This is a genomic window from Pseudoalteromonas sp. Isolate6 (assembly GCF_022398435.1).
Lineage (GTDB): Bacteria > Pseudomonadota > Gammaproteobacteria > Enterobacterales > Alteromonadaceae > Pseudoalteromonas > Pseudoalteromonas galatheae.
Genome location: NZ_JAKEVK010000123.1, coordinates 1 through 13,672, shown reverse-complemented (window position 1 = coordinate 13,672; position 13,672 = coordinate 1). Strand labels below are relative to the sequence as shown.

Here is a 13,672-nt window from a genome sequence, read left to right as displayed (position 1 = left end):
TTTATATTCAGTGTATACTTCCGCCCGCTTTTCACTTCAATATTTCAAACTAAATATTGCTTCCTTTTTAATCTTTAAACACCGATGTGATAATGAAAAAACAATTATTTGGACTGGCAGTACTATCGTTGCCTATGTACGCGAAGGCTGATATTGCCATATTTTCAGAAGTACTTTTTGGTAAAGCCAATAATGAATTTTATGCCGAGCAAGAATCTGATTTAGGATATAAGCGTGCGTCATCCGCTAATTCTGATTCATGGGGGCTGAGGCTCGGTGTTGGGCTTACAGATCGTTTAGCTCTTGAAATCGCACAGCATTTTCATGGAGAGTCACTAGCTGAATACCCCGTTCACGTTTCTAACACACACTCTGGAATCTATCAAAACCCATATGACTACTCATATAGAGCCAGGTTTCCTATTGATACTAAATCTCTACGGTTGGGGATTAAGGGAGAGATTGAGGTGTCTACCAATATTAATGCAAATATAAGAGTTGGAATGGCACATTGGCAATACAAAGATGTGATCCCTGCACAGTTGGTTCCTACAGGCAGCAATAGTTCAGGTGATAGCGGTAATGATATTTATACCTCGATAGGTGTTGAGTATCGACTAACAGATAATCTTTATGTTGGTTTGGAATACTCTCTTTTGAATATTAAAGAATCGAAAGAATATGACAACACAGGCGTAGTTCAATATGAGCATAATTTGCACGATATATCCATGTTACTTGGCTGGGCTTTTTAATACGCTGATATTCGGAGTAGAGAAAGGTTATTTTTAGAGCTGTATTTAGAGTGGGGCGAATTGAACAATTCACCCCATTAATTTTGACAAGAAAGCTTAGATGCACCGTCAGTGACGAAGTTATCTAACCTCAATAGGTATATAACCAGTTACCAGCCGTCGTAGCGTTTTCTGCGTGATAAAAATAGCGTCAGAATTACACCGATAATAATGCCACTGATCCCGATGATACCACCGTAAGTGAGCAGTAGGTGTTGTTCTTTTTGGACTTTTTGCTGTTGTGCTAGACGCTCATCTTGTAGCTGCTTTTCAAGCCCTGATATAGTGTCTTGAAGTGAAGCATTTTCCGCTAGCAAATTGGTATTGTTTTGCTGCAGCATTGGAAGTTGCTGCTGGGCATCGTTTAGTGCCTCTTGAGTTTCTACCAAGGTCTGGTTAATCGTTTCTAATTGCTGTTTTAAACCCGGTTCAGTGGTGACAAATTTACTTTCTACCCAACCTTCTCTTGCTTTATCATCTTTGATTTGGACAAACTCGTCGTTAGCACCACTCAAAATAGTGATTGGCGTACCAGCATCAACAGAACCTAAAATTCGATAGTTCTTACTTGGACCTGTGTGCATGTAAATAAAAAGATTGTCACTAATATAGCCGTTTGGTGTTGTCGCGTTTACTGCGCTATTTTCGTCTGGCTCTTCAGCAAAGCTTACAAAGCTGGTGAAGAGCAGGCTCGCAATGATAAATTGCTTAAAGTTGAACATGCGTTGGCCTTTTATTCTTTGGGTCGTAAAGTTTACAAAATAGTAGGGATTTCGCGGCCTAATAGCAAGGCTTTGTTTATTTTGAATGGGGTGAAATGATTGATTACATAATGAAAATTGCAACATTTAACGCAATGATACGGTGTTATTAATCCGTTGATGTTCAGCGAAATTAGCCCAACTATCTATTGATTTAGCTCATGTTTGAAGCAGTTATCATCGGATAAAAAGATTGCAAACTTTGCCTCCTTTGTATATTTTGATCCTCCCTTAGACAAATAGGTAAAACACAGCCCTAATGGACACTGAAATAGAACTGAAATTTTTGGTTTCAGATAATGAAGTTCCGCTGATCCCTGCACTCATCACACAGTTTGCAAAAACGGTCACTAACAAGCCTGCTAAAAACTTAACTAACGCCTACTTTGACACGCCAAATCGTGAATTGCGTGCGCTAGATATCGGCCTAAGAACGCGTTGTTGCAATGATGAATGCGAGCAAACCATCAAACTTGCGGGAGAAGTTGTAGGAGGGTTACATCAACGACCTGAGTACAATTTACCTATTCAGTCAGGACGTCCTGACTTGTTAGCGTTTGACGCGAATATTTGGCCTCATGGCATGCAGCTTGAGTCTATCGCAGAGAACATATTTCCGGTCTTCAGTACGAATTTCATTCGTCGTACTTGGTTAATCGAAACGGACTCAGGAACTAAAATCGAAGTAGTGTTGGATAAAGGGGAAATATCAGCCCAAGGGAAGATGGAGCCAATCAATGAGCTTGAAATTGAGCTAGTTGAAGGAAACAAAGAAGATCTTTTCTTATTAGCCGACCACCTAATTAAGCAAGCAGGTATGCGTTTGGGGTTATACTCAAAAGCTGCTAGGGGATATCGAATTGCCGATGATAAGCCTCTAAAACCAAATAAGTTTATAGGTTTTGTACCGCTAAAATCTCAGGTAACACAAGAGCAAGCCCTCATAGCGACGGTCAGCTATGGTATTCAGTTCGTCCAGAAACACGAGCAATGCTATTTTAATAAACCGAGTCTCAAGACTTTAAAGCGCGTTATTGATGGAGTTTCGCTTATTCGTCACGCGTTTTGGTTATTCGATGACATTGTTGATAAAAGCTCGACCGAGAGTATTCGTAACGAATTAAAATGGTTGCTGTCAGAACTTGCTTGGGTCGAAAATGCGATTCATTTAAAAACCTATACCTCAAAGCGTCATGCTTATCATAAGAAACTTAATCAGTTTCCAGAATTGGCGCAGGTCATTACCGATTTGCAAGATGTTCAGCCGACACCGACGGACATTGAAGATTTATTTCATTGTACTCGTTATAACCGTTTGATCCTTTCTCTCACTCGTTGGCTTGTTGATAGAGCATGGCGTAAAAATTGGGATCAAAAAGCACTAAGTGCAGCTGAGCTACCCGTCACAGAAATCGCGAGCCAATTATTTGATAAAGACTGGCAAGAACTTAAAAACTTGCTTCCACAGGATAAATCGCTTTCTGAAAGAGATTATTTGCAGGTGAGAATAAAGCTAGAAAACACGCTACTAAGCGGTAACTGTCTGGGCAAGCTTTACGATAAAGAAGCGCGCAAAGCGTTTAGAACGCCTTGGATTGATATCGTCTATGGTATATACGAGCTAGAAACTCTTGCGTATTTATATCAGCTTTGCCAAAACCAAAATGCAGACGAATTACAGGAAGTGCAGGCATGGCTCAAGCAAAAATCTGACTTTTTGATAAGTGCCATGGAGCAAAGTCGACAGTCTTCTATGCTTAGCGAACCTTATTGGTTTTAAATAGAAAATAAAAGCGAGGTATATTCCTCGCTTTTTTGTAGTCAATAATAACTAAAATAAAAGGACGATACCGTGTTGGTTTATAAAATACTGCTGCTTAGTTTCTTTTTGCTTTTTAGCCCCTTTATTTGCGCCAATGAACGGTTATATGACGCCTTTATCAAAGAGATAGAGCAGCAAGAAACGCGAAATAATGCGCTTCAAAACGTTGACCAAGTATTAGAGTCGGATTTAACGCCAGAAGAAATCGCAGACGTTCACCATAAAACTACGGTAGCACTAAAAAATGCTTTTCAGCTCGAACAGGCACATAAATGGGCTGAGCGTTTTAAGCAAGTGTTACTCACACATCATTTGCCTGACTATGAAGCTAAATACTCCTTAATGTATGGAGATTTGATGCTCAAAGAGGGGAAATTTAGTGACGCGATTAGTTACTTAAACTTAGCCGTATCGCAGCTATCTGAGCTTGATATGTATCGGCTGTTAAGTCACGCCTATCGCTTTCGGGCCGCTGCGTACAAAAACAATGGTAGTTATAAAGATTCTATAGAGAGTTACGAGCTCTCTATAGAAGTGGCAAAAAAGTATGAATTTCCAGACTTACAGGTGTCTGCGAACACTCAGTTGGCAGATGTTTATTCTGATCTTTCGTTACCAGATAAGGCACTTGAATTATTACAGCAATCAATTGCGGTACTGAAAAGCCAAGAGCAGGAAAATACAGTATTACTCGGACAAGTTTACTACAACTTAGGAGGCGCTCATCAGGTCATCGGTGACCATGAGAAGTCGCTTGAAGCCTACCAAACCGCTTATGACTATGACGTTAAAGCGGGTAATGTGGTTTACTCAGCCTATACTTTGATCCGCATTGGCCGAGAGCAAAAAAAACTAGCCCAATATAGCAGTGCCGAGGCGTCCTTTAAAAAGGCGTTCACGATATTTGAGGAACACGGACATATTAGAAATCAAGGTTGGGCGCTGAGTAATTTAGCTGAGCTTAAATTGAGGGAAGATCAAAAAGTTGAAGCAAGAGCATATGTTGAAGAGGCACTTGAGTTAATCGATCCGATACAAAGCAAAGTGCTTTATCAAGAGACGATGACAACGTACGCACAAATTGTTTTACCAGAGCGAGCTGATTTCTTCATTCAAAGTATGGAGCAAATTATTGCTCAAGATGAGGTCTACCTTGGCCTCAAGGAAACAGCATTACGTGTATTAAAGGACGCATATAGCGCAAAAGGCGACTTTGAAACTGCGCTTAATTATCACCTACAGTACGCGGAGTCCAAGGTTTCTCAGCTTGAAAAAGAAGCCAGTCAAAAAGCTTTGGCGTATCAGCTGGACACTGAATACCAGAAGAATCAGTATGAACTACAAAGCTTGAAAACACAGCGTGATATGGAGCAGGCTGAGCAGCGTGTACAACAAATAGTAACAGCTGCTGTGGTAGGAGTGTTGGTCATTCTGTTGAGCGCATTTTTATTACTTGCGAGAAACAAACGCCGCGCACTGGAGCTCGAGAAGCAGCTACTTAATAAAACTTTAGACTTAAAACAGCAATTGCTGGCAGATATTTCTCATGAATTGAGAACACCGCTTACCGTACTTAAGTTGCATATTGAATCTCTGGAACATAATTTGGTGGAAAATCCGCAGCAGAGCTACAAGGTGCTTAACCGCCGTCTCGATACACTTAATACCTTAATTAAAGACATCTATGAACTCGCGCAGGCGGATACTGGCAGCCTAAACTTAGCGTTAGAGCGCGTAAATGCCAAGCACACATTTATTGGCCTTGTTGAAGATATTGATGACTTCGTGACAGATGAAGGACTTGATTTTAATGCCAATATTGAACTCCCTGATACGCTGGAGATCGACATTGATGTGACTAGGTTCGCTCAGATATTCAATAATTTAGCTCGTAATAGTGTGAATTATACCGACAAGCCTGGAGAAGTCTTTGTGGAAATTCGCTATCAAAATCAGCACAACCGTATTCAATGTGTTATTGAAGATTCGAGCCCCGGTGTGGACGATGAAGCGTTGGGCCGGTTGTTTGAACGTTTGTTCCGGTGCGACAAGTCTCGAAGCCGAGACCTTGGTGGTTCTGGCTTAGGTTTATCAATCTGTCAAAAGTTGGTTGAATTGCATGGCGGCAGTATTACAGTTGCACACAGCGATTTAGGTGGCCTGAAAGTGAGTGTGATTCTACCTTGTGAGTAATAACAAAAACCTGCTCTTAACCTGAGGTCATATACTCGGTGCGATTTCACATTGTGATATAGTAAAAGCTCGCCGCGTAAAGCGGCTCCTACCAGAGGTTATATATTGAGTGTAGGAGCGATTTTACATCGCGATATGGCACAAAAGCTCGCCGCGTAAAGCGGTTCCTACCAGAGGTTATATATTGAGTGTAGGAGCGATTTTACATCGCGATACGGCACAAAAGCTCGCCGCGTAAAGCGGCTCCTACCAGAGGTTATATATTGAGTGTAGGAGCGATTTTACATCGCGATACGGCACAAAAGCTCGTCGCGTGAAGCGGCTTCTACCAGAGATTATATATCGCGTGTCGAGCGAATTTACATCGCGATACGGCACAAAAGCTCGCCGCGTGAAGCGGCTCCTACCAGATATTATATTGCCTGTAGGAGCGATTTTACATCGCGATACGGCACAAAAGCTCGCCGCGTGAAGCGGCTCCTACCAGATATTATATTGCGTGTAGGAGCGATTTTACATCGCGATATGGCACAAAAGCTCGCCGCGTGAAGCGGCTCCCATCATAGGTTATAAATTACGTGTAGGAGCGATTTCACATCGCGATAGGTACATCACCGCAACTACAAAAAGTTGCGTTCAAATCGCTTAAGCATTATGGGCTTTACCTTTGCAGCGGTGAGTATCAGCATAATAAAAGCGACAATAAACCAGACGGGGCGATTACCATGCTCTGCATACCAGCTCACTCCACTAATGAGTTTTACATCACTTTTCAGTATATTGGCTTCGAATTGTGGAATGGCATGCTGAACTTTGCTAAGTGGATCGTAAACACCAGTGATACCATTATTCGTTACTCGAATTAATGGGCGCTGTAATTCTAAGGCACGCATCCGAGCGATCTGCATATGCTGATGCGGGCCGTGGGAATCTCCAAACCAGGCGTCGTTACTCACAGTAAAAAGAATATCTGACTCAGAGGTAAAGTTACCTCTGACAAGCTCGCTAAACGCGATTTCGTAGCAAATAGCGGGTAACACATGCAAACCGTTCGCAAGTAGGTTTGGTTGTACCGCATCACCTCGAGTAAATGACGACATCGCTAAGTTAAAAAGAGGCGCTATAGGGCGCAATAGGTTTTCGAACGGTACAAACTCACCAATAGGCAACAATTGGTGCTTCTGGTAGCGGTTTTTGTGCAGATAGTGATATTGCCCTTCGCTGTCTTCTTTTTCTTTTTTACCAAGCGTGATCAGCGTGTTGTACGCGGTTCTGGTATCAAACTGATAATCGGGAATGCCCGTTATCAGCGCTGTGCCATTAAACGCGGCGGCTTTGTCCAGCCCTTCTAAAAATGGGTAGGCGATATCTTCAAATTCAGGAATAGCAGCTTCCGGCCACACCACTAAATCAACGCCTTGCCAGTTAGGTCTAGTCATATCTCGATATTTAGACATGGTCGGCCAAAACTGCTCAGGCTCCCAGCGCAGACTCTGCTTGATATTACCTTGTACAAGCAAAGTGGTGATTTCATCTCCCGAGTATTTCAATGGGCCTTGAATGACTGGCACACTGTATAGACCTGCAATGCCAGCAAAGCAGGCTATAGCGAGATAAATCGCACGTTGTTTAAGTAGATAGTAAAGGCTTGTTGTCGCTAAAATAACTAGTAATGTTAAGCCAAATTCACCGATCCAAGGGGCTAAGCTGCTCAATGGCGAGTCAGTTAACGTGTAACCAAAACTAAGCCAAGGGAAGCCTGTGAGCATGTGACCTCGCAGCCACTCGGTAATGGCAAAACCCGCAACAAGTGCCAGCACCCGTTGCCATGGGGTGCGAGAAAAGTAGCTGGCAAAAGCAAATGCCAATGCCGGGTAGATGGCAAGATAAGCACATAGCAATGCCATCAACAGCACCGAGACAGGTAAGGGTAAACCACCAAATTCAGCGATAGAGACATGCACCCAGCTTATGCCAAGTGCAAACCAGCCAAAGCCAAATAAAAAGCCATATTTGGCCGCGAGCTTTGGGGTAGGTTTATCGGTAAGCCAAGCCGCTATAATCAAGCTAACAAAAGCGATAGGCCAAAAACCAAAAGGGGAATAAGCAAAAGTAAGTGCACAGCCAGAAATGAGTGCCAGCCATGCAAACTTATCTTTTGCGAGATTACTCAGGTTAGATACTAGAGTCTTCAACATGTTCAGATTTAGGTACACTTACTTGAATTTGTAAGATCCTCCGGTTATCGGAGTTAGTTACCTTAAACTGAAGGGGATCTATGTCTATGGTTTCACCGCGGCTTGGCATGTGGCCAAATGCATGAAGAATGATACCACCAATGGTATCTGCTTCTTGGGTGTCGTAGCTGGTTTTGAAGAATTCGTTAAATTCATCCAACGGCGTGAGTGCTTGCACGGTATAAACATGTTTGGATAGCTGACGAATATCTTGTTGTTCTTCGTCGTCATCATGTTCATCTTCGATTTCACCAACAATGGTTTCGAGAATATCTTCGATAGTAACCAGTCCAGACACACCGCCATATTCATCAATCACGATGGCCATATGGTAGCGTTTTTGACGGAATTCGTTGAGCAGAGTATCGACACGCTTACTTTCAGGCACGACCACTGCGGGACGAAGGTATTCGCGGATACTTGGCAAATCGCTCTCTTCACGCAAAATCAAAGGTAAGAGATCTTTGGCAAGTAAGATGCCTTCTACATGGTCTTTGTCTTCACAAATCACAGGAAAACGCGAGTGTGAAGATTCTACCATCATAGGGAGTTGAGCACTGAGCGGCTCATCTACATCAAGTGTAATCATTTGCGAACGTGGGATCATGATGTCACGAACTTTCAGCTCTGAAACGCTGAGTACACCTTCCATCATGTCTTTGGTTTCTGGGTCAATCAACTGGCGCTCTTGCGCATCAGCGATGACTTCAGCCAGTTCTTCTTTATTTTGGGGTTCCCCTTGCAGCATCTGTGTGATGCGTCCCAGCCAGGTCTTGCTAGAAGAACCCTGACTACTTTGCGAGTTATCGTCGCTCATTAGTTGTGTCTGCTCCGTTAATTTAACAATCGTCTCTGTAAGGGTCTGCGATATTCAAAGAAGCGAGAATTTGCTTCTCTATTGTTTCCATTTCTACCGCGTCTTGTTCATTTATATGGTCAAATCCAAGTAAATGCAAGCAACCATGGATAACCATATGGGCGAAGTGGTCATGAAAGGTCTTTTCTTGCTCTATGGATTCTTGGTATACCACTTGGGGACAGATAACTAAATCACCAATAAGTGGCAACTCAATTCCCGGTGGCGCATCAAATGGGAAAGACAACACGTTGGTTGGCTTGTCTTTGCCTCTGTACTGGCTATTGAGCTCTTGGCTTTCGTGCTCGTCAGCGATGCGAATAGTTAATTCTGCTTCTTCGCGAAATTGCGTTAATGCATGTTCTGCCCATAATTGGAATTGTGCTTCGGAAGGCAAGTCGTCAAACTCACAAGCCAATTGCAAATCTAGCATTAAGTCCATGGTTTATTCCTCAGAAGGTTGCTGTTTCGCTTGATGCTTCTCAGCTTTAGCAAGACGCTCTTGTTCTTCTTTCTTCTCGTATGCTTCGACGATACGAGCAACCACTGGGTGTCTAACTACATCGTGAGATTTAAAGAAGTTAAATGAAATTTCTTCTACATCATTGAGCACATCTATTGCATGGCGAAGTCCAGAGCGCGCACCGCGAGGCAAATCGATTTGTGTGATATCACCGGTGATCACCGCTTTTGAATTAAAGCCAATCCGCGTTAGGAACATCTTCATTTGTTCAGTCGTGGTATTTTGGCTCTCGTCCAAGATAATAAACGCGTCATTGAGTGTTCGACCACGCATATATGCCAAAGGTGCAACCTCGATGACATTTTTTTCGATTAAGCGCTCAACTTTTTCAAAACCAAGCATCTCGAATAGGGCATCATAAAGAGGACGAAGGTAAGGGTCGATTTTTTGTGTTAAATCACCCGGTAAGAAACCCAGTTTTTCACCAGCTTCAACCGCTGGACGAGTGAGGAGGATGCGACGGATCTCTTGGCGTTCTAGCGCATCAACCGCCGCTGCAACCGCAAGATAGGTTTTACCAGTACCAGCAGGACCAACACCAAAGGTAATATCGTGAGTTAAGATATTAGCAACATATTGGCTCTGATTTGGGTTACGAGGCTTAACCACACCGCGACGAGTCTTAATATAGACTTCTTTGTCCCATACGGTTGGGGCGTCTTGTTCGAGTACGTTCGCTTCTGTGATAGCCAGATGAACCTGATCCGGTTCAATTTCTGTCATTTTTCCTTTCACAGGCTGAGTATCAACATATAGAGATTTTAGAATATCCACAGCTGCTTTTGCCGTTACCGCTTGTCCGGTCACTTTAAACCAATTGTCACGGTGCGCGATTTCAACTCCAAGGCGACGTTCTATTTGTTTTAGATTTTCGTCGAACGGACCACATAGTGAAGAAAGGCGGTGATTATCTGCGGGTTCTAAGTAAATTTCTATATTCTTTATCTGATTACTCAAAATGTCTTCCTATAAAAACGACGCTAGCCGAAGCTAGCGCACAATTTAAAAATGCTAGGGGGTAAAAGTACCAACACCTAATTCATTAATTTCAGGTTCTTGTGGTGCTTTATTTAAGATATCCGACGGTTTTACGTCACGACGTAAATCCATTTCTGCTTCAGTACGGATAAGCTCACCACGTAACGAGTTTGGTAACGCCTCAGTAATACGTACGTCGACGAATTGGCCGATCACTGAGTGTGGACCTTCGAAGTTTACAACGCGGTTATTTTCGGTTCTTCCACGCAGTTCCATTGGGTTTTTCTTCGATGGGCCCTCAACCAAAATACGCTGCTCGGTATCGTGCATCTTGCGGCTAATATCCTGCGCCATTTGGTTGATACGGTTCTGTAGGATGTATAGACGTTCTTTCTTTTCTGATTCTGCAACATCATCAGGTAAGTCTGCTGCTGGCGTGCCAGGTCGCGCTGAGTAGATGAAACTAAAGCTCATATCAAAACCGATATCATTAATCAGGTTCATCGTTGCTTCAAAGTCTGCGTTTGATTCGCCTGGGAAGCCAATGATGAAATCTGAAGACATGCTTAGGTTAGGACGGATCTTACGTAGCTTGCGGATTGTTGATTTGTACTCAAGCGCAGTATGACCGCGTTTCATTAGGTTTAGAATACGGTCTGAACCACTTTGCACTGGTAGGTGTAAATGGTCAACAAGCTCTGGCACATCCGCATAGGCTTCAATGATATCTGGTGTAAATTCAACAGGGTGAGATGTTGTATAACGAATACGGTCAATACCGTCAATTGCTGCAACGTAGCGAATTAAGTCAGAGAAGTAACAAATTTCACCATCGTGCATTTCACCACGGTAAGCATTTACGTTCTGGCCAAGCAAGTTCACTTCACGCACACCTTGCTCCGCAAGCTGAGCAACTTCAAGGATCACATCATCTAAAGGTCGGCTTACTTCTTCACCACGCGTGTAGGGTACAACACAGAAAGTACAGTACTTAGAGCAACCTTCCATAATCGAAACAAATGCACTCGGGCCTTCAGCCTTTGGCTCTGGCAAACGGTCAAACTTTTCGATTTCAGGGAATGAAATATCGACAACGGAGCCTTCTTTGCTTTGCACCTGTTTGATCATCTCTGGTAGACGGTGCAATGTTTGTGGTCCAAACACGATATCAACAAATGGCGCACGCTGACGAATGGTGTCGCCTTCTTGTGATGCTACGCAGCCACCAACACCAATAACAAGATCAGGGTTTGTGTCTTTTAGTAGTTTCCAACGACCAAGTTGGTGGAATACTTTTTCCTGTGCTTTCTCACGAATCGAGCAAGTATTGAGTAGGATCACATCAGCTTGCTCAGCTTCTTCTGTAAGCTGATAGCCATTTGTTGAATCCAAAAGATCCGCCATTTTCTGGGAGTCGTACTCGTTCATCTGACAACCCCAGGTTTTAATATGCAGTTTTTTACTCATTTAAATATTGCCTCGTTTACAACTCGGTGTTTAGCACTACGCGTTTCTCGTGCAGGCGATGCTGAATTGATATCATTATGCCTAAAGGACGCGTATTTTATATGACCTATCTTGTCTAGCCAAGTATAGATTTTAACTTTCAAAATGTGGATCAATACAGAGTGTTTTAAGCAAACATCTGTTTTTATATGCGTTACAATGCGTACAGACTCAATTAAGTGGAATATGGCATGAAAAACAAGGCTCTGATAGTCGGTGGTGGCATGGTTGGTGCGGCGTGTGCCGTTAAGCTAGCGAAGCAAGGTGTTGATGTAACCATTATTGAACATTCTCCCATCTCACCAGGTGCAATACTCTCAAGTGATAAGGTAGATATTCGCGTTTCTGCTATCAATCGCTTTTCCGAGCAGTTACTAGATGAGCTCGGTGCTATGCCTGTGTTAAGAAACACCAGAGCCGCGGTTTACAAGCAGCTAGAAGCCTATGAGGATAAGCCTGGACAATTAGTATTTGATTGTGAAGCGCTAAACGCCTCGCACTTAGGCCACTTAATTGAGAATAACCTCATTCAAGCTGCTTTGTGGCAGCAGTTCGAGGAATTTGATATCAAGGTGGTTTCACCTGAGGGGAGCCCAAAGCGCATTATTCATAATGATGATTCTGTGACGATTGAGTATCAAGCTGCATCTTTTACCGCCGATTTATTAATTGCAGCTGATGGAGGTCGCTCCATCGTCAGACAAATGAGTGGCATAGGCGTGACAGGCTGGCAATATGAGCAACATTGTATGGGGCTGCTGATTAAACTCGACGCACCGCAACAAGAAAAAACATGGCAGCAATTTAAGCCATCAGGTCCCATTGCCTTTTTACCTATGCAGTATCCGTATGCCAATCTGATTTGGTATGACAACGGCAATAAACTCAATTTACTTAAGCAACTAGATAAGCAGGCGCTAAAACAAGAAGTAAAAGCTGCATTTTTTGAGCTACCCGGTGACTTTGAGATTGAAGAAGTGGCGGTTTTTCCTTTAGCAAGGCAGCATGCCAACCAGTACGTGAGCGAACGAGTGGTATTAGTAGGAGATGCAGCTCATACCATTAATCCATTAGCAGGGCAGGGAGTAAACCTTGGCTTTAAAGACGTAGCGGCGCTTGCTGAAGCGATTGAGTCAAAAGAAGATATTGGTGACATCAGTGCACTACATCACTACGAGTCAAAGCGTAGGAAAGACAATCTCTTGATGATGAGTATGATGGATGCGTGTTATTTTGGCTTTTCGAATCAAGTAACACCGTTAAAGCATTTGAGAAATCTGGCTCTGAATGTGGCGAATAAAGCTGGGCCGTTAAAGAAAGAAGTGCTTAAGCACGCCATGGGAGGTGTTGGTTTTTAATCTTTGTTCTCTACACTGAGCGTGTTACACCAATTTACTTAATTAAGTGATATTTTTGAAGGAGCAAGTATTAGGATAAATTGGTATTACTGCACGCTTCATTGTTTAGTGCCGAGATTATCTCATCAGTGTTAGCTTATCGACGACATACATCAATGTATTAATATCAAATTTGCCATCTAGCCTTAATAACCAATCACTGTTGGGCTGCAAAATGTAAGCAGTTTGAACTCCTGAAGGTCTGATAGAAGAAAAAATATGTTTTGCTCCGTGAGTAGCGGTAAATACATTTGCTTCGTCTATAACGCCAAGCTCAGCACTGACTTTCTGCATGTCTTCACTCTGTATATCAAACGTGCCATTGAAAGCTCGTGTCATAAACTCAAGAGGTGTTAAATCATACTTGTTCGGTAGACCAGCAAGTGCGATAGCGCCAGTTATCCAGCTTAACGTTAGTTCAGAAGAGTTGTCGTTAATCACAACTGAGTAGGTATCGTTAGTAAAAGTTTGGAATGAAACTTTATTTGCCTGCTCTGAGGGCTGACAGTAGCTAAAGTGCTTGAGTGCGATTTCTATGTGTGATGGAGAGCAAATTGAGCTAGCCCTTGCTTCTACAAAGCTAGATATACTGAAAATAATTAATG

Annotated in this window: 11 protein-coding genes; 4 read left to right on the top strand and 7 right to left on the bottom strand. The window is 42.8% G+C overall.

Features of this window, described 5'->3' with window-relative positions; genetic code table 11:
- Nucleotides 1-92: 92 nt before the first annotated feature.
- A complete protein-coding gene (locus L1D50_RS15445; RefSeq protein WP_239966354.1) occupies nt 93-755 on the top strand; it encodes an outer membrane beta-barrel protein in 663 nt (220 codons plus the stop codon).
- A 149-nt stretch (nt 756-904) separates the two neighbouring features.
- Here L1D50_RS15445 and L1D50_RS15440 read toward each other — a convergent pair whose 3' ends face one another.
- Entirely contained in the window at nt 905-1,516 is a 612-nt protein-coding gene (locus L1D50_RS15440) for a TIGR04211 family SH3 domain-containing protein (protein ID WP_239966353.1), read from the bottom strand.
- A 298-nt stretch (nt 1,517-1,814) separates the two neighbouring features.
- Between L1D50_RS15440 and L1D50_RS15435 the strand changes: the two genes are divergently transcribed.
- Both L1D50_RS15435 and L1D50_RS15430 read left to right on the top strand, forming a co-directional pair.
- The gene (locus tag L1D50_RS15435) at nt 1,815-3,335 is read left to right on the top strand and encodes a CYTH domain-containing protein (RefSeq protein ID WP_128725242.1); all 1,521 of its coding nucleotides are present in this window, start codon (nt 1,815-1,817) and stop codon (nt 3,333-3,335) included.
- Nucleotides 3,336-3,407: 72 nt separating this feature from the next.
- Nucleotides 3,408-5,570, top strand: a complete 2,163-nt coding sequence (locus L1D50_RS15430; protein ID WP_239966352.1) for an ATP-binding protein — start codon at nt 3,408-3,410, stop codon at nt 5,568-5,570.
- A 620-nt stretch (nt 5,571-6,190) separates the two neighbouring features.
- Here L1D50_RS15430 and lnt read toward each other — a convergent pair.
- Genes lnt through miaB form a run of 5 tightly spaced genes read right to left on the bottom strand, consistent with a single transcriptional unit; the run spans nt 6,191 to nt 11,631 of the window.
- The gene (gene lnt, locus L1D50_RS15425) at nt 6,191-7,768 is read right to left on the bottom strand and encodes an apolipoprotein N-acyltransferase (RefSeq protein WP_239966351.1); all 1,578 of its coding nucleotides are present in this window, start codon (nt 7,766-7,768) and stop codon (nt 6,191-6,193) included.
- Nucleotides 7,746-8,624, bottom strand: a complete 879-nt coding sequence (corC, locus tag L1D50_RS15420; protein WP_128725245.1) for a CNNM family magnesium/cobalt transport protein CorC — start codon at nt 8,622-8,624, stop codon at nt 7,746-7,748. Before corC ends, lnt begins: the two co-directional genes overlap by 23 nt.
- A 22-nt stretch (nt 8,625-8,646) precedes the next feature.
- Entirely contained in the window at nt 8,647-9,105 is a 459-nt protein-coding gene (gene ybeY, locus L1D50_RS15415) for an rRNA maturation RNase YbeY (protein WP_239966350.1), read from the bottom strand.
- Nucleotides 9,106-9,108: 3 nt separating this feature from the next.
- Nucleotides 9,109-10,143 (bottom strand): PhoH family protein, encoded by a 1,035-nt coding sequence (locus tag L1D50_RS15410; RefSeq protein ID WP_128725247.1) that lies wholly within the window; start codon nt 10,141-10,143, stop codon nt 9,109-9,111.
- 54 nt (nt 10,144-10,197) lie between these two features.
- Nucleotides 10,198-11,631: a tRNA (N6-isopentenyl adenosine(37)-C2)-methylthiotransferase MiaB gene (gene miaB, locus L1D50_RS15405; protein WP_128725248.1), complete on the bottom strand. Its 1,434-nt coding sequence runs from the start codon at nt 11,629-11,631 to the stop codon at nt 10,198-10,200.
- A gap of 230 nt (nt 11,632-11,861) precedes the next feature.
- Here miaB and L1D50_RS15400 point away from each other — a divergent pair, with 230 nt between their 5' ends.
- Nucleotides 11,862-13,028, top strand: coding sequence for an FAD-dependent oxidoreductase (locus L1D50_RS15400; protein ID WP_138521638.1), 1,167 nt, complete (start codon nt 11,862-11,864; stop codon nt 13,026-13,028).
- Nucleotides 13,029-13,145: 117 nt separating this feature from the next.
- On the opposite strand, the gene L1D50_RS15395 is transcribed toward L1D50_RS15400, so the two are convergent.
- The coding region (locus tag L1D50_RS15395) for a hypothetical protein (RefSeq protein ID WP_239966349.1) at nt 13,146-13,672 on the bottom strand (527 nt) is incomplete at its 5' end.